This window comes from Natrinema marinum (assembly GCF_024296685.1).
Classification (GTDB): domain Archaea; phylum Halobacteriota; class Halobacteria; order Halobacteriales; family Natrialbaceae; genus Natrinema; species Natrinema marinum.
Genome location: NZ_CP100763.1, coordinates 668,704 through 684,033, shown reverse-complemented (window position 1 = coordinate 684,033; position 15,330 = coordinate 668,704). Strand labels below are relative to the sequence as shown.

General features: G+C 67.1%; 15 protein-coding genes and 1 tRNA gene. 1 reads left to right on the top strand and 15 read right to left on the bottom strand.

Features of this window, described 5'->3' with window-relative positions:
* Positions 1–87: 87 nt before the first annotated feature.
* The 7 genes from NKH51_RS03450 to NKH51_RS03420 form a co-directional block, all read right to left on the bottom strand.
* Positions 88–525 (bottom strand): hypothetical protein, encoded by a 438-nt coding sequence (locus tag NKH51_RS03450; protein WP_254763856.1) that lies wholly within the window; start codon positions 523–525, stop codon positions 88–90.
* A 91-nt stretch (positions 526–616) separates the two neighbouring features.
* Positions 617–1,381 (bottom strand): enoyl-CoA hydratase/isomerase family protein, encoded by a 765-nt coding sequence (locus NKH51_RS03445; RefSeq protein WP_254763855.1) that lies wholly within the window; start codon positions 1,379–1,381, stop codon positions 617–619.
* A 180-nt stretch (positions 1,382–1,561) separates the two neighbouring features.
* Positions 1,562–2,230 carry a helix-turn-helix domain-containing protein gene (locus tag NKH51_RS03440; protein ID WP_254763854.1) on the bottom strand — a complete coding sequence of 223 codons (669 nt, stop codon included), beginning with the start codon at positions 2,228–2,230 and terminating at the stop codon, positions 1,562–1,564.
* Positions 2,231–2,362: 132 nt separating this feature from the next.
* The gene (locus NKH51_RS03435; protein WP_254763853.1) at positions 2,363–3,259 is read right to left on the bottom strand and encodes an ABC transporter permease; all 897 of its coding nucleotides are present in this window, start codon (positions 3,257–3,259) and stop codon (positions 2,363–2,365) included.
* The gene (locus NKH51_RS03430; RefSeq protein WP_254763852.1) at positions 3,256–4,209 is read right to left on the bottom strand and encodes an extracellular solute-binding protein; all 954 of its coding nucleotides are present in this window, start codon (positions 4,207–4,209) and stop codon (positions 3,256–3,258) included. The genes NKH51_RS03435 and NKH51_RS03430 overlap by 4 nt, the downstream gene beginning before the upstream one ends.
* Before the next feature lie 116 nt (positions 4,210–4,325).
* Positions 4,326–4,991, bottom strand: coding sequence for an MBL fold metallo-hydrolase (locus tag NKH51_RS03425; RefSeq protein WP_254763851.1), 666 nt, complete (start codon positions 4,989–4,991; stop codon positions 4,326–4,328).
* Positions 4,992–5,091: 100 nt separating this feature from the next.
* Positions 5,092–5,165, bottom strand: a tRNA-Lys gene (locus NKH51_RS03420).
* A 164-nt stretch (positions 5,166–5,329) separates the two neighbouring features.
* Here NKH51_RS03420 and NKH51_RS03415 point away from each other — a divergent pair.
* Positions 5,330–6,787, top strand: a complete 1,458-nt coding sequence (locus NKH51_RS03415) for a DHH family phosphoesterase (protein ID WP_254763850.1) — start codon at positions 5,330–5,332, stop codon at positions 6,785–6,787.
* A gap of 5 nt (positions 6,788–6,792) precedes the next feature.
* Here the strand turns inward: NKH51_RS03415 and NKH51_RS03410 are convergent, their stop codons facing one another.
* The 8 genes from NKH51_RS03410 to NKH51_RS03375 all read right to left on the bottom strand — a co-directional run bounded on the left by NKH51_RS03410 (position 6,793) and on the right by NKH51_RS03375 (position 15,166).
* Positions 6,793–7,086, bottom strand: a complete 294-nt coding sequence (locus NKH51_RS03410; RefSeq protein WP_254763849.1) for a PRC-barrel domain-containing protein — start codon at positions 7,084–7,086, stop codon at positions 6,793–6,795.
* Between the two features lie 86 nt (positions 7,087–7,172).
* The gene (locus NKH51_RS03405) at positions 7,173–7,943 is read right to left on the bottom strand and encodes an enoyl-CoA hydratase/isomerase family protein (RefSeq protein WP_254763848.1); all 771 of its coding nucleotides are present in this window, start codon (positions 7,941–7,943) and stop codon (positions 7,173–7,175) included.
* A 93-nt stretch (positions 7,944–8,036) separates the two neighbouring features.
* Positions 8,037–9,179: a phosphotransacetylase family protein gene (locus NKH51_RS03400; protein WP_254763847.1), complete on the bottom strand. Its 1,143-nt coding sequence runs from the start codon at positions 9,177–9,179 to the stop codon at positions 8,037–8,039.
* The gene (locus NKH51_RS03395) at positions 9,176–11,287 is read right to left on the bottom strand and encodes an acetate--CoA ligase family protein (RefSeq protein WP_254763846.1); all 2,112 of its coding nucleotides are present in this window, start codon (positions 11,285–11,287) and stop codon (positions 9,176–9,178) included. Before NKH51_RS03395 ends, NKH51_RS03400 begins: the two co-directional genes overlap by 4 nt.
* A gap of 656 nt (positions 11,288–11,943) precedes the next feature.
* Positions 11,944–12,288, bottom strand: coding sequence for a hypothetical protein (locus NKH51_RS03390; RefSeq protein ID WP_254763845.1), 345 nt, complete (start codon positions 12,286–12,288; stop codon positions 11,944–11,946).
* A 62-nt stretch (positions 12,289–12,350) separates the two neighbouring features.
* Positions 12,351–13,370 (bottom strand): metal ABC transporter permease, encoded by a 1,020-nt coding sequence (locus tag NKH51_RS03385; protein WP_254763844.1) that lies wholly within the window; start codon positions 13,368–13,370, stop codon positions 12,351–12,353.
* 3 nt (positions 13,371–13,373) lie between these two features.
* Entirely contained in the window at positions 13,374–14,111 is a 738-nt protein-coding gene (locus NKH51_RS03380) for a metal ABC transporter ATP-binding protein (protein WP_254763843.1), read from the bottom strand.
* Positions 14,108–15,166, bottom strand: a complete 1,059-nt coding sequence (locus NKH51_RS03375; RefSeq protein WP_254763842.1) for a metal ABC transporter substrate-binding protein — start codon at positions 15,164–15,166, stop codon at positions 14,108–14,110. The genes NKH51_RS03380 and NKH51_RS03375 overlap by 4 nt, the downstream gene beginning before the upstream one ends.
* Positions 15,167–15,330: the final 164 nt, after the last annotated feature.

The window sequence follows — 15,330 nt, the reverse complement described above, 5'->3', positions numbered from 1 at the left end:
CTACCGGAACGGATCGTGAGAACTGCCGATCAGCGGGCTCGCCGTCGGTCTCGGGGCTGCAAATCGGACTGTGACTGCGGAGCGTCGTTACCGACGACGATCGTCATCATCGTCGCCGAGGAGTTCGTCGTCATCGTCCTCGCGGACCCGCTCGGTGTCGTCGGTGCCGCTGACATCGTGCTCGTCGCGGTCGATACCGCGGTTGCGATCCGTCTCGCTTTCGGTCGTGCCGGTAGCCGTCCCCGACGTCGTCGTCCCGCCGGTCGTGCCGGCAGCGCTGCCCTCGAGGTTGCTCTCGAGGTGGACTTCATCGTCCGTGACGCGGGCGACGGCCTCCTCCTGCAGCGGGTACGCGTTCTCGTCGGTCCCGCCCCAGCCGAGTTTCGCCTTGATCGTGTCCGCGATGCCGGGATCGGGCTCGACGTGGGCCGTGCCGTGTTCGACCTCGCCGATGATCCCGACCTCGTCGCCGTCGGCGTTGATGACGCGCTTGCCGACATCGTCGTCGGTAAACTGTGTTGGCATAGCAGTAGTGACAACAACGGAGCCGCGCAAGGCCGTGGTGCTTGCAGTCGCATAGGCTCGAGCGGTCCACACTGACCGCCGGCGATGTCGGTTACTCGAACTCCGGCTCTCGGTCCGCGAGGAAGGCCGTGACCCCCTCGTCGTGGGCGGCCGACGTGCGGGCCTGGGCCTGCAGCAGGTTCTCGTAGTCGAGGGACTCGTCCCAGGACCGGCCTATGTTCTCGTGCATCGCTTGTTTCATCATGCCGATGGTGGCCGTGGGGCCGTTCGCGAGGCGCTCGACGGTCTCGGCGACGCGGTCGTCGAGTTCGTCGGCGGGGACCGTCTCGTTGACCAACTCGAGGTCGGCGGCGCGCTCGGCGTCGAAGAACTCCCCGGTGAACGCGAGCTCTTTCGCGGCTCGCAAGCCGACGACGTGGGGCAGCATGACGGTACCGCCGGTATCGGGGATCAGCCCGACCCTGACGAACGCACAGGAGAACGTCGCGTCCGCGGCGGCGTAGGCGATGTCCGCGAGCGCGACAACCGAGAGCCCCGCGCCGATGGCGTCGCCGTTGACCTTCGCGACGATCGGCACCGGGCACTCGAGCATCGCTTCGACGGCGCGGCCGAAGGTCTCGGTGACCTCCTCGTAGGCCTGCCGCGAGGTGTCGGGCGTCTCCGCCAGCATCTCGAGATCGCCACCGGCGCTGAAGGCGTCGCCCGCGCCGGTGATAACGATCACGTCGTACGCGTCGGGCGTGGCCGCCTCGATCTCGTCGGCCAGTTCGGCGGCCGTCTCCCCGGTGAGCGCGTTGAGCGCGTCCGGGCGGTCGAATGTCAGCCGCAGGATACCGTCGTCGTTATGGACGTTCATGCCGCGAGCGTCGTCGGCCGGCGCCTTAACGATGGTCGTTCCGTCGTCTCTCGGTCTCGAGGGTCCGGCCGCGGACGGCTCGCCGCGACGATGGCGTCGGTCGCGATCGCCGGGAAACACGGAATCAGCGGCCGGTGAAAAGCATCGAGTCGGCGTCGACGAGACACCGGATGGCCGTATTCAGTTCGACGGGACGGGCGATGCGGCGGTGTCCTCCTCGGTCACGTCGAGTTCGGACGTGACCAGCGCGCGGTAGGCTCGGCGCAGCCGTTCCGAGAGGGCCTGATGAGAGATCCCCAGTTCCTCGGAGAGTTCCTGCATCGAGACCTCGCGAGGGATCTCGAAGTAGCCGTGATCGATCGCGGCGACCAGCGTCTCGTACTGGCGCGTCGTCAGACCACACTGGGAGTGGGTCTTTTCGGCGAGGTCGAACAGCCGGACGATCGTCGGCGTCACGCCGTTGTCGTCGAGGCGGTCGTACAGCGAACTGACGCTCTCGCGGTCGACGACGCGGATGCTCAGCAGCCACGCGCCGTTCGAGGCCGAGGCGCTCAGTACCGTCCCGCCCTCCTCTAAGACGATCTCGAAGGGGTCGACCGTGTCCGGCTCGAACTCGATGTCGTAGAGCCAGCGGTCCTCGTCGCTGCTGATCTGCGAGTAGGTGCCGATCGCGTCCGCTTCGTCGAGCGCGTCCTCGATCTCCGACTGCGAGGGCCCCGACAGCCAGAGTCCGTGCCCGCTCGAGGCGATCACCCGCTCCATCTCACAGGAGAGCGAAGGGACGGCCGCGAACAGTTGGCCGGTTCCGGTTCCGTCGGCCGGGATCTCGATGTCTGCAATGGATGTCATGAGTCTCACTCGAGAATAGTGCGACAATATGCATAACCCCACTTCCAAAGTACTTAGAAGCGGTTAGAGCGAATTACACGGAACCTGATCGGTTTTCGGAAAAGAACGGGTTCGCCCCGCCATCGCGTCGGATCAGTGCCGACGTGGCGTTCCGACCAGCAACTGGACGGCGACGACGACGATGACCGCGATCGCGAGCAGGGCGAGCGCGATCGGCACGATCGCGTCGATCCCGCGGGCGATAAACGAGACGCGGATCTGGGTCGGCATCGTTCTCGGGGTGTACGCGACCATCATCGTCGCGCCGAACTCGCCGATTGCCCGGACGAACGTCAGCACGATGCCGGCGGCGATCGCGTCTCGCGCGAGCGGCAGCGAGACCAGTCGAATCGTCCGTAAACGACCGTACCCCAGCGTCCGAGATGCCTCCTCGAGCCGTGGATCGACGCCGTCGAACCCCGCGCGAGCGGTGACGACCAGAAACGGCGCGGCGACGAACGTCTGGGCGAGGATCACGCCGGCGTGGCTCCCGGTCAACGGCACGCCCAGCGCCGCCGCGACCGATCCGATCGGCGTGTAGCGGCCCACGACGGTCAACAGCATGACGCCGCCGACGATCGGCGGGACGACCAGCGGAAGCAAGACGGCGGCCTCGAGCAGCCGCTTCCCGCGAAACGAGGCCCGCGAGAGGACGTACGCCAGCGGCACGCCGAAGACGGTCGCGATGGCCGTCGAGACCGGAGCCGTCAGCAGCGAGGTCGCGACGGCGTCCCGAATCGCCGGATCGGCGACGGCGGCGACGAGATCCACCTCGCGGGCCTGCAACAGGAAGACGGCGACGGGGACGACGAAGTACGCGAGCAGGATACCGCCGAGCAGCGCCGGCACGGCGAGCCCGCCGGGAACCCGCTCGAAGCCGCCGCTGTGACCCCCAACGGGAGGCCGACTCGAGCGCTCCTCGGACGCGCCGTCGCCGACCGACCTTTCGCCGCTCGAGGACTCGTCGCGACGACGGTGCAGACGGCTCACGGCCCGATCGCCTCCGGCGGGTCGCCGTGGAACCGCGGCAGCGCGTCGCCGACGCGCAGGCCGCGCTCGGCGAGCAGGTCGTCGCGCTCGAGCAGGAACGAGACGAACTCCCGGCCCGTATCGGGATCGTCCGCATCGGTCGGGACCGTCGCGTTGTAGACCACCGGCGATCCCGCGACGGTGTGGCCGCTTTCGGTCGTGTAGCGCACTCGAGCGTAGCGGTCGGCGTACGACGGGTTCCCGAAGTTGTAGGCGTCGGGCAGTTCGCGGACTCCGACATCACGTTCGGCCGCCATGTTGCTGTAGGCGACCGCACAAGCTCGGTTTCCGTTCTCGAGGCCTGCGAGCAGCCGCGGTTCGTCGGGCTCGCGGTAGACTTTCTCGGCCAGCGCGTCGCGAAAGCCCCCGAGGGCGTGTTCGCGCTCGGCGAGTTCGAACAGGAGCAGCGCCCGGTAGCCCAGCGGATCGAGGTCCGGATCACTGATTGCGATCTCGCCGTCCTCAGCATCGGCGAAGACCTCGTACCACGGGTCGCCGGCCGCGAGCCGCCGGCCCAACGTCGTCTCCGGCGCGAAGGCGATCACGACCTCGTTGGCCGCGAATTCGGCGTCCCAGTTGGCCTGCGCGGGGTAGAGCCGATCGCGCAGGAGGTCCACGTCGGCTCCGATCACCACGTCCGGGTGCTTCGTCCCGTCCTCGACGAAGCGCAACACGGCGTTGGTCCCGTAGTACTCGCCCTCGTATCGCGTGTCGGACGCAGACTCGAATGCCGGCCCGACACCGTCCTCGAGGGGAACGGCCAGACTGCCAGCGGCGAGCACGCGAACGGCGTCTGCGCTTCCGAGACAGCCCGCCGTCCCGATCAGGCCGGCCGTCAGCCCGCCGGTCGCGGCGAGAACCGCTCGACGGCCCGTGGCGGACGCGTCGGTTCGGCCGTCGCGACTGCGCATACGTCCCGTTCGATTGCCAGCGTAAATACAACTGGTATCGGTTCCAATATTGTGGGAACGTAACCGGTATCGGTTCCTTCGCACGGTCGATACGCCCGGCGTTCGGCGATCGAACTTTAGAACAGTTCGACGCGGATGCCCTCCGCCTCGAGATCGTCGGCGAACGCCTCGGCGTCGGTCTCGATCGGTTCGAAGGTGTCGTAGTGTTCGGGCAGCACGAGGTCGGGGTCGACGCTGCGCGCGAAGTCCGCGGCCTCGCGGCGGTCCATCGTGTAGTGGCCGCCGATCGGCGGGACGAACACGTCCGCCGAGATCGACTCGTGGTGGTCGAGGAAGTCCGTATCCGACGGGAAGAAGACCGTCGTCCCCTCGAGCGTGAGCACTAGGCCGATCACCTCCCCGTCGGCGTGGAACGGATCGCCGTCGTCGTCGACGTGCTCGCCGTCGGAGTCGTTGTACGCAGGCACCGTCTCGACGTCGATTCCACCGACCGTCGTCTCCCCCGAGTAGGGGAGATCTACGACGTCACGCACGAGGTCACTCGTGTCGACGGCTTCGAAGACCGCGACCGTGGCGTCCTCGCCGGCGACGGCCGCGATCCCCTCGGGATCGTAGTGATCGAAGTCGTCGTGCGTGACGAACACCACGTCGCCGTCGTTCGGTTCTCCCTCGAGTTGCTCGCTCCACGGATCGACGTAGACGACGAGACCGTCGTCGGTCTCGACACGGACGCTCGCGTGGCCGATACGTTCGAACGTGAGTTTCTCGTAGTCGACGGACATCGTGGCTCGAGAATACGGTCTAAACGATCTTATAGTCGGTCGTTCGGGCCACGAGGAACTCTGTACAGGGTCGACACTCGCCGGTGATTCGTCGCAAAAGCGGGCCGGGCGCGATTTGAACACGCGACCGTCTGATTAAGAGTCAGACGCTCTGCCGGACTGAGCTACCGGCCCTGTACCTCCGACTTTCCTTCGGTCGTTCAAATACGTTTCCCTTGGCAGGCACCGTGGCAGTGGTCCACGAGCGACGGTCGCCGGCCTCGAGTCTCCCAGCGCAAGCCGTCAGTTCGTGCCACTCTTCGGGAGCGTTAAGTGCGACCGGTCCGACCACTCGGGCAATGAGTACGGGGGTTACGATTTCATCGATCTCTGACTACGCTATCTTAGGCTGTGGCAGCGTGGGGTACGCCGTCGCGGAGGAACTTGCCGAACAGGGCAAGGACGTTTTCATCATCGATCAAGACGAGAGTCGCGTCGAGTCGCTCCGAGATCAGGACCTAGACGCCCGGTCGGCCGATATTCGCGAAGCTTCGGTCGCGGATCTCGTCGCGGACCGCGACGTCGTTCTTATCCTGGCCTCGGATGTCGAATCCAACAAGCGCGCCGTCGAACACATCCGCAACGGCGGCGACAACCAGTTCATCGTCGCTCGCGCGAGTGACCCCGTCTCCGGCGACGAACTCTCCGAACTCGGGGCCGACATCGTCATCAACCCTTCCTCGGTCATCGCCGAATCCGCACTGCGAGCCCTCGAGTCAGGCGAACTCGAGTACAACGCGGGCAAACTCGCGGGGATCGTCGAGGAGACCACGACCCGGCTGGCGGTCGTCACCCAGGACAGCCCCGACCCGGACTCGATCGCCAGCGCGGCGGCCTTGCAGGCGATTGCCGACCACCTCGGCGTCGAGTCGGACATCATCTATCTGGGCGACGTGGGCCACCAGGAGAACCGCGCGTTCGTCAATTTGCTCGGGATCGATCTCGTCGGGTGGGACGAGATCGAGGATCACACGATCTACGATACCGTGGCGCTGGTCGACCACGCCACCTCGAGCGAGATGGAGCTTCCGGTCGACATCGTGATCGACCACCACGAGGCGGAATCGGAGACGGAGTTCGAACCCGAGTTCGTCGACATCCGGCCGAACATGTCATCGACGTCGACGATCATGACGAAGTACATTCAGGAGTTCGATATGAACGTCTCCGAGGAGGTCGCCACCGCGTTGCTCTACGGCATCCGCGCGGAGACCCTGGATTTCAAACGCGACACCACCCCCGCTGATCTGACCGCCGCCGCCTACCTCTATCCCTTCGCGAACCACGACACGTTAGAACAGGTCGAATCGCCGTCGATGTCCCCCGAGACGCTGGACGTGCTCGCCGAAGCGATCACGAACCGGGACGTGCAGGGCAGCCACCTCGTCTCCAACGCCGGCTTCGTCCGCGACCGCGAGGCGCTGACCCAGGCTGCCAGCCACCTGCTGAACCTCGAGGGCGTCACCACCACGGCGGTCTTCGGCATCGCCGACGAGACGATCTTCCTCGCCGGGCGCTCGAAGGACATCCGCATCAACATCGGCAAGGTGCTCGACGACGCCTACGGCGAAATCGGCGAGACGGCCGGTCACTCGACACAGGCCAGCGCGGAGATCCCGCTGGGCATCTTTACCGGGATCGAAATTTCGGAGGACACGCGGGACACGCTGCTCGATCTGACCGAAGAGGCGGTCAAGCGGACGCTGTTCGACGCGATGGGGGTCGAGGGAAGCAGCGAGGGCTCGAACGGTAGTTAGAGAGCTCAGGCCAGCAGCTCGTCTTCTTCCTCGTCGGGCTCGCGGACGCGCTCGACGACGTCATTGATGAGGATGATGTCGCCGACCGACCGCACCCAGCGGTAGGGAACGATGACGCCCTGGCCGCTGCGGGCTTCGTTCGCGAACAGTTCGCTGTTGAGGTTCGACAGCGCCAGTCCGGTGACCGCTTCGCCGTCGATGTTCAGCCGGAGGTCCTCGACTTCGCCGACGAAGACGCCGTTGTTCGAGTACACCTCGCGACCGACGAGGGACGTGATCTCCTGGGGAATGTCGTCCATGTCAGGCTCCATGCGTGGCGGACTCTTAATTCTTGGTCAGACGTGACAGTCACCGCGACGAACGTCGGTCCGCGCCTCGAGCCCGATCACTCGTAGTCGGGCTCTCGTCCCTCGCGAAACGCCGCGACCGACTCGGCGAAGTCCGGGTGGCGCACGCACTGCTCGTCGAGCGCGTGTCGATACGCCCGCCCGCGAGCGATCTCGTCGGCCCGGTGTCTGACCATCGCCCGCTTCGTCTGTGCGACCGCGTTCGGACTCCGGGCGGCGATCCGACTTGCGATATCGCGAACCGCGTCGTCGAGTCGCTCCGGCGCGACGACGCGACTGAACAGGCCGGCGTCGGCGACTGCCTCGGCCTCGAGGACGCCCCCGGTGAAACACAGCTCCCGCGCGAGGCCCTCGCCGAGTTCCATGGCGAGGCGCTCGAACGGCGGTACGATCCCCATTCGAAGCTCCGCCGGACAGAGTTCCGCCTCGGTCGAGGCGATCCGAACGTCGCAGGCCATCGCGAGTTCGTAGCCGCCGCCGTACGCGGGGCCGTTTACCCGCCCGATGATCGGCACCGAGACGCCCTCCATGCGGGCGTACAGCTCCGAAAACGAGTCGAGGTAGTCGACCACGGCATCGGGATCGTCGGCTCGAGCGGCGAGCACGTCTATGTCGGCGCCCGCCGAGAAGGTCCCGCCGGCGCCGGTGACGACGATCGATCGGACGGATTCGTCCGCCGCGGTCGCCTCGATGAGTTCCTGCAGTTCGGCGATAACGGCCGGGGACATCGCGTTGCCCGCGTCCGGGCGGTCGATCGTCACGGTCGCGAACCGGTCCGCATCGTCGTGTGAAACGGTAACGTTGGCCATCTGTTCGACCCGACTTCGTCCAGCGATAAAAACGAACCGTCGAACGAAGTGGGCGACTGACAGGCGTCGCTCGACTGGCGTCAGACGCCCTGCCTACTCGAGGATCGCGTCGACCGCGGCGTGATCGGACAGCAGTCGCTGCATCCGATCGACGGTCGCCTCGTCTCGCGTCCGGCCGCTCCGAATCACGTCCTCGGCGCGTTCGACGGTCGCAAGCGTGTCCGTCCGGACCGCGAGGATCGGCACGCCCTTCTCGCTGGCCTGGCCGAGGATCGCCCCCGAGGGCCGGTGGCCGCCGGTGAGGATGAGACAGCGGACGCCGGGAGCCTCGAGCGCGGCGGTGTGAATCTCGGCGCGGTCGCCGCCGGTGATGACGGCGGCGTTTTTCGTCCGACGGAACCGTCGCAGGGCGCTGTCGGCGCCCATCGCGCCGACGGCGAACCGCTCGACGTAGGCATCCTGTCCGGCGTCGACGAGCGTCGTCGCGCCGAGTTCGTCCGCGAGATCCGCGACGGTCACACCCGAGAGTTCGCGCTCGCTCGGGAGGACGCCGTGGACCGGAATCCCGCGATCCTCGAGGAACGGGATCACGTCCGTCTCGAGGCCGTCGAAGGCCGCGTCGGAGACGTTGTTGAAGACGACGCCCTCGAGGCGATCGCCGAACGACTCCGCGGCGGCGATGACGTCGTCGATATCTGCGGGCACCTCGTAGGGTGCGATCAGCAACACGCGCGCGTCCAGCAGGTCCGCGATGTCGGCGTCCGCCAGCTCGACGATACCGCCGACATCGTAGCGGCCGCCGCCCTCGACGAACATGCGGTCCCGGCCGGCCGCGAGCGTCTCGAAGGCCTCGCCGACACGGTCGCGGAGTTCGCCTGGGTCCTCGCGGCCGCGGATCGCCTGCTCGATGAACGTCGGCGAGTAGACGACTGGCTCGAGATCGTGCATCTCGGCCTCGAGCTCGAGCAGTTCGCGGGCGAGCAGCGGGTCCTCGTCCAAGGTCTTCCCGACGTTGCTCTGCAGCCGGGTCCCCTTGGGCTTCATGTAGCCGACGCTGTCGCCCTCGTCGCGCGCGAGCCGGGCGAGCGCCAGCGAGATCGCGGTTTTCCCGGTGCTCTCGGCGAGCGAGCTGACGAGCAGCGTGTCGATGTCGCCGCCGGACTTGGCGTCGGTGGCGGCGGGTTCGGTCTCCGATTCGGCGTCCGTGGGTTCGGGGTCTGAGTCGGTGTCGGTCATGGTTCCTCCGTGTCGAGTTCGTCCGGGTCGACGGTGAGCCGCAGGTCGACCGCCTGTACACCATCGGGGCCCGCCACGAGCGGGTTCACGTCGAGTTCGAGGATCGCCGGGAAGTCCGTCACCAGCTGGGAGAGTCGCTGGATCGTCTCGACGACGCCCTCGACGTCTGCGGGCTCGCGGCCGCGAGCGCCGCGCAAAAGCGGCGCAGCACGGATCTCGTCGACCATCTCGCGGGCCTCGTCCTCGCCGATCGGAGCCACGCGAACCGACGTGTCCTCGAGAATCTCGACGAAGATGCCGCCCAGCCCGAACAGCAACAGCGGGCCGAACTGCGGATCGCGGTTCACCCCGACGATGGTTTCGGTCGCCGACTCGAGGTCGAGCAGTTCCTGGACCTGCACGCCGACGATCGTCGCGTCGGGTTGGTAGGTGCGCGCTCGAGCGACGATGTCCTCGTAGGCGTCGTAGACGTCCTCGTCGGCGACGCCGACCTTGACGCCGCCGATATCGGACTTGTGTGAGATGTCGGGGCTGACGATCTTCAGGACGACGTCACCGTCGATCCCTTCGGCGACCTCGCGGGCGCGGTCGGGGTCGTCGACGATCTCGCCCGCGGGCGTGGGGATCCCGTAGGCCTCGAGTAGGTCCATCGACTCGACGCCGAGTCGGTTGTCGCTGCGCCGCTTCGTTCGTGCCAGAATCTCGCGGGCGCGCTCGCGATCCACGTCGAACGCCTCGGGCTCGGCGACCGTCCGCCGTCGAACGTCGCGAAACCGCGCCAGCGCATCGAGTCCCGCCACCGCCCGCGAGGGATCGAAGTAGTTCGGAACCCCTGACTCCCGCAGCGTCGCTTCGGCCTCGCGGGCCCGCTCGCCGCCCATCAGACAGGCGACGACCGGCGTCTCGTGGGCCTCGAGTTCGTCGATGACGGTCTCGGCGAGGTCGTCGTAGGGGAGCACCGCCGTCGGCGCGGCGACGACGATCGCGCTGCCCACGTTGGGGTCTTCGAGCGCGATCTCTAAGGCCTCGGCGAACCGCTCGACGTCGGCGTCACCGATCGCGTCGATCGGATTATAGACGTTGGCCTCGTCGGGCATCGCCTCGGCGAGCCGATCGATCGTCTCGTCGGTGAAGGAGGCCATTGCGAGGCGCGAGTCGCCGACGGCGTCGGTCGTGAGCACGCCGGGGCCGCCCGCGTTCGTGACGACGGCGACGCCGTCGGACTCGGGCTCGGGCAGTCCCGAAAGCGCCCGCGCGTAGTCGAACAGTTCTTGAACCGAGCGCGCGCGGATCACGCCGGCCTGCTCGAGGCCGGCCTCGTAGGCCCGCTCGCTGCCCGCGATCGCACCGGTGTGCGAGGAGGCCGCCTGCGCGCCGGCGTCGGTCCGGCCGGACTTGACGAGGACGATCGGTGTCTCCGTCGTCACCTCGCGGGCGGCCTCGAGAAACGCCTGTCCGTCGCCGATGTCCTCGAGATAGCCGATGATCACGTCGGTGTCGGGGTCGTCGCCCCACTCGCGGATAAAGTCCGTCTCGTCTAAGACCGACTTGTTGCCGAGCGAGACCACGTCTCGAAAGCCGATCCCCTGGTCGTTGGCCCAGTCGAGGACGGCCGTGATGAACGCCCCCGACTGGCTCATAAAGGAGATCGAGCCCTCGAGCGCGCTCTCCGGGCCGAACGTGGCGTTCATGCCGTTCGGCGTCGACATGATCCCCAGGCTATTGGGGCCGACGACGTTCAGGTCGTGTTCGGCGGCGATCTCGCGGAGCCGTCGTTCCCGCGCGGCGCCCTCGCTGCCCGTCTCCGAGAAGCCGGCGGTGATGACGACGACGTTTTCGGTGCCCGCCTCGGCGAGATCGCGGATCGATTCGATCACGATCTCGGGCGGGACCACGACCACCGCCAGATCGAGCGGCGGCGCGCTCGTCGCGTCCGGATAACACTCGAGCCCGAGCACTTCGTCGCGCGAGGGGTTGATCGGCACGACCCTCCCCGCGAACTCGTCGCGCAGGTTCTCGAGGATCGCCCGCCCGACCGCGCCCTCGCGGTCGGTCGCGCCGACCACGGCGACGGTCTCGGGATCGAAGAGTGTGGATAACCGTCCCATCGCTCGAGGGGTTCGCCGAGTAGGGTGTTAAACGTGCGGCGTGTTCCAGCAGTCGGAGAGGACCCGCGGGCTGATCGAGTCGGCGTCGGAGATCGGTCGTTCGGCCTCGAGTCGTCGGTTCGATCGGTTTTCGCGGTCGATTGCGACGATGAGGTATTTTCAAGGCGGAACTATCGGCATATTAACCTGTGCAGCCGATGCCCTCCCTTCGACCCCGCACCCTCGCTTCCAGTACTGCAATACTGGGTGCGATCAGCCTCCTGACCGCTGCAGTGTTGTACGTATCGGTCCCCGAAAATCCACCCGGCGACGGGTTCGCAGCCGGAATCACGGCGATTTTCGCGGCGGTGTGCGTGATTTCGGGTCTCCTCGCCCTCGCCGAAGCCGGGCTCCTGTTCCTCGTCACTCGCCTGTGGAACCCGACCGCACGGGCACAGCGGTTTCTCACCGGTGGAGCCGTCGCCGGCAGCCTCTCCGTCGTCCTTCTGGCCGTGCCCGTGCTGGTCACCCGGGCGTTCGACGTACTGATTCCCGGCCCCCGTGGGGCCTCGGAATCGGACTCGTGCTCGTCCCTGTCGGCGCGGGTTGCTCCGGACTTGGCGTCGTCTTCCGGCTTCTCGACGGATCACGGACTGAAGCCCGCGCGTGACGGGACGCTACCGCGTCGAAATCGCCGCTCCGAGGACGAAACAGGCGAGCAGTCCGCCGTACAACACCAGGTGGACCGGGCTGATCGGCTCGATAACGATTGCAATGAGCGCCATACCCGCGACGTAGGCGATCAGTCCGCCGGCGGCAAACTCCGCGAATCGCACCTCGAGGAGAGCGACGGCACCGCTCCCGACGATTACGGCGAGAACAACGACGAGCGCGAGCGTCAGCGGCTCGCCGAGGGCGTTCGCGACTCGCGACCAGTAGACGTGTCGGGGCGGCCAGAGCGCGAACCCGGCGACGAACGCGAGGACGGCGCTCGCGGCGACAGCGGTCGATCTGTCGTTCATGCGGAACGGTTAGCGGCCGGACACGTAATCTCGGCGGTCGCGCCGCGGGCCGATTCCACCCGTCAGTGCGTCGAGAGCGCCGCCGTCGACCGACTCGAGGCGGCGACCGCGAGCAGGTAGCAGGCGATGGCGACGACGACGATCGAGCCGCCGGTCGGCAGTTCCTGCGAGATCGAGAGGACGAAGCCGCCGATGACCGCGACTTGTCCGAACAGGATCGAGAGGGACAGCGTCTCGCGGAAGCTGTGAGCGAGCTGGGTGGCCGCGGCGACGGGGACGACCAGCATCGCGGCGACGAGGATCACGCCGAGGATCTGCATCGCGCCCACGACGACGACGGCGGTCATGACGATCAGTAAGGTGTTGTACCACGTCACGTCGAGGCGCGCGACGCGGGCAGCCTGCTCGTCGAAGGTGATGAACAGGAGTTGCTTGTAGGTCGCGACGACGGCGGCGACGACGAGGACGGTGATGACGGCCATCAGCCGCGCGCCCGAGGGGGTGACGACGGAGATGCTGCCGAAGATGTAGTCCTCGACGTTGATGCCGGTCATCCCGCGGCCGTAGCTGATGACCAGCGTCCCGACGGCGAAGCTGCCGGTCAGCATGATCGCGATCGGCACGTCGCCGTAGGTGTCGGTCCGCTCGGCCAGCCACTGGACGCCGAGCGCGCCGAGGATCCCGACGACCAGTGCGACGAGCATCAGCGAGCCCTGCCAGCCGGTCGCGCCGCTGACGAGGAAGCCGACCGCGACCCCGGCGAAGGCCGTGTGAGCCAGCGTCTCGCCGATCAGGGCCATCTCGCGGTGGACGAGATAGGTGCCAACCAGCGGCGCGACGACCCCGATCAGGAGCCCCGTCGCGATCGAGCGCCACATGAACGGATGATAGAACACGTTCGTCCCGAGGTAGTGATCGACCCACCAGCCCGCGATCCGGGCCTGCTCGTAGAGGACGCCGACGACCGGCGCCTCGCGTAGCGCGTCGATCGCGAGCAGGCCGATCATCGCGACCGCGAGGAGCGCGGTCAGTCCGATGCCGACCTGCTCGAGTCGCCGCCGGAGTGAGATTCCCTGCGTCATGGCTCAGTGGTGGTGATGGACGACCTGGCCCGTCGCGCCGTAGGCCTCGGTCAAGGCGTCGCTCTCGACGAACGATTCGGTGTCGCCGTGGTGGTACAGCTCCGTGTTGATGCAGGCGATCCGAGTCGCGCGGTCCGTGACGACGCCGATGTCGTGTTCGATCAGGATGATCGTGATCCCGTCGTCGTTGAGCGACTCGAGCAACTGGTAGAAGGCGTCGCGGGATTCGGCGTCGACCCCGACGGTGGGTTCGTCCAACGCCAGCAGGTCGGCCTCGGAGGCGAGCGCCCGCGCGATGTAGGCGCGCTGGCGCTGGCCGCCCGACAGCTGGTTGACCTGTCGATCCGCGAGGTCGGCGATGCCGACCGTCTCGAGGGCGTCGGCGACGGCCGCGCGGTCCTCGTCGCTCAGTCGCCCGTAGCCCGCGTGGGCGAACCGGCCCATGGTGACGGCCTCGCGGACGGTGACGGGCATCGAACCGCCGCCGCTCGTGGCCTGCTGGGAGACGTAACCGATCCGCTCGCCGTCGTCGAACTCGTCGACCGGCTCGCCGAACAGCTCGATCGAGCCGCTGTCTGGGCTGCGGAGGCCGAGCATGAGATGGAGCAGCGTCGTCTTGCCCGAGCCGTTGGGGCCGATCAGTCCCAGAAAGTCGCCGTCCTCGACCGTCAGCGAGACGTCTTTCACGGCGGGCTGTGCGCCGTAGGCGAACGTCACGTTCTCGAGGGCGACGACGGTCACTGTGCGTCTAGTGCCTCTCTGAACGCGGGGACGTTTATCTCTTGCATCTGTTCGAGATAGCCCCAGTTTTGATCCTGCCACCGAGCGAAGGTTCCGGAGAGATGGGTGACCGGCATCGCGTCGGTGGCGTCGCTCTCCGCGACGATCGTGTTGACGAGCGGGTAGTCGCCGTCGACCGCCTCGAAGGGGTTGTAGAGGATCGTCTCGATTCCCTGACTATCGACGAGGTCGATCGTTTCCGAGATATCGTTCGGACTCGGTTCCTCCTGCGGGGAGACGCCGACCGGCGTGTGGATCCCGAACTCGTAGCGCTCCTGCAGGTAGGTAAACGAGTCGTGGCCGGCGTAGACAGCCGTTTGGCGGTTCGCCGCATCGATTACTTCCTCGAACTGCCCGTCGAGAGCCTCGAGCTCGTCTCGGTACGCGTCGGCGTGTTCCTCGTAGGTGCCGGCGTTGTCCGGGTCGGCGTCGGCGAGGCCGTCGGCGATGGTGCCGACGATCTCCCCCGCGAGCACGGGATCGAGCCAGACGTGGGGATCGATCGACGACTCGTCGTGGCCGTGGCCGCCGTCGCCGTGGTTCCCGCCGCCGTCGTGCTCGTCGTGGTCGCCGTCCTCAGTGTCGTTGTGACGGCCGTCTCCGCCGTGGCCGCCGGTCTCGACCTCGTGGTCCCAGCCGAGCAACTGCTCTTCGAGTCCCTCCAGTCCGTCGATCACGGCGACGTCGTCGTAGTCGGCCTCGAGCGTGGCCGCGATGTCCTGGGCCCACGAGAACTCGGGCGTATCGAAGTAGACGAAGACGCCGGCGTCGGCGATGTCGCGAGTGAGGTCGCCGCTGGGCGACCAGCCGTGGCCCGCCTGACCGGTTCCCACGGGGTTCTCGAAGGCGATCGCGTCGCCGCTCACGCGTTGTGCCCAGTCCCAGAGGGTGAAGAAGGCGGCGTACCCGCCGTCGAGGGACCGATCCGAGGCCTCGATGTCGTCGAGACAACCGGCCAGCGCCCCGGCGGCTACCCCAGCGCCCGCTTTCACCACATCGCGTCGCGTCCAGTCCATACTCGAGTCTGGCCGCATCGCCATATAAGCATTATTATCTTTGAAGCCATAGTTATTAACAAACGGCTTCCTCGAGATCGTCTGTTAACAACAACTGGCGCTATATCGAGTCGAGTTATTACCGGTTTGCCGAAAACCGTGTCGACCGCCTCGCTCGAGGTGAC

Bases quoted from the DNA above. Each gene is read 5' to 3' on its own strand.
- NKH51_RS03440 (WP_254763854.1), bottom strand. From the start codon at position 2,230: ATGACATCCATTGCAGACATCGAGATCCCGGCCGACGGAACCGGAACC.
- NKH51_RS03415 (WP_254763850.1), top strand. From the start codon at position 5,330: ATGAGTACGGGGGTTACGATTTCATCGATCTCTGACTACGCTATCTTA.
- NKH51_RS03390 (WP_254763845.1), bottom strand. From the start codon at position 12,288: ATGAACGACAGATCGACCGCTGTCGCCGCGAGCGCCGTCCTCGCGTTC.
- NKH51_RS03430 (WP_254763852.1), bottom strand. From the start codon at position 4,209: ATGCGCAGTCGCGACGGCCGAACCGACGCGTCCGCCACGGGCCGTCGA.
- NKH51_RS03395 (WP_254763846.1), bottom strand. From the start codon at position 11,287: ATGGGACGGTTATCCACACTCTTCGATCCCGAGACCGTCGCCGTGGTC.
- NKH51_RS03450 (WP_254763856.1), bottom strand. From the start codon at position 525: ATGCCAACACAGTTTACCGACGACGATGTCGGCAAGCGCGTCATCAAC.
- NKH51_RS03405 (WP_254763848.1), bottom strand. From the start codon at position 7,943: ATGGCCAACGTTACCGTTTCACACGACGATGCGGACCGGTTCGCGACC.
- NKH51_RS03410 (WP_254763849.1), bottom strand. From the start codon at position 7,086: ATGGACGACATTCCCCAGGAGATCACGTCCCTCGTCGGTCGCGAGGTG.
- NKH51_RS03425 (WP_254763851.1), bottom strand. From the start codon at position 4,991: ATGTCCGTCGACTACGAGAAACTCACGTTCGAACGTATCGGCCACGCG.
- NKH51_RS03445 (WP_254763855.1), bottom strand. From the start codon at position 1,381: ATGAACGTCCATAACGACGACGGTATCCTGCGGCTGACATTCGACCGC.
- NKH51_RS03400 (WP_254763847.1), bottom strand. From the start codon at position 9,179: ATGACCGACACCGACTCAGACCCCGAACCCACGGACGCCGAATCGGAG.
- NKH51_RS03375 (WP_254763842.1), bottom strand. From the start codon at position 15,166: ATGGACTGGACGCGACGCGATGTGGTGAAAGCGGGCGCTGGGGTAGCC.
- NKH51_RS03385 (WP_254763844.1), bottom strand. From the start codon at position 13,370: ATGACGCAGGGAATCTCACTCCGGCGGCGACTCGAGCAGGTCGGCATC.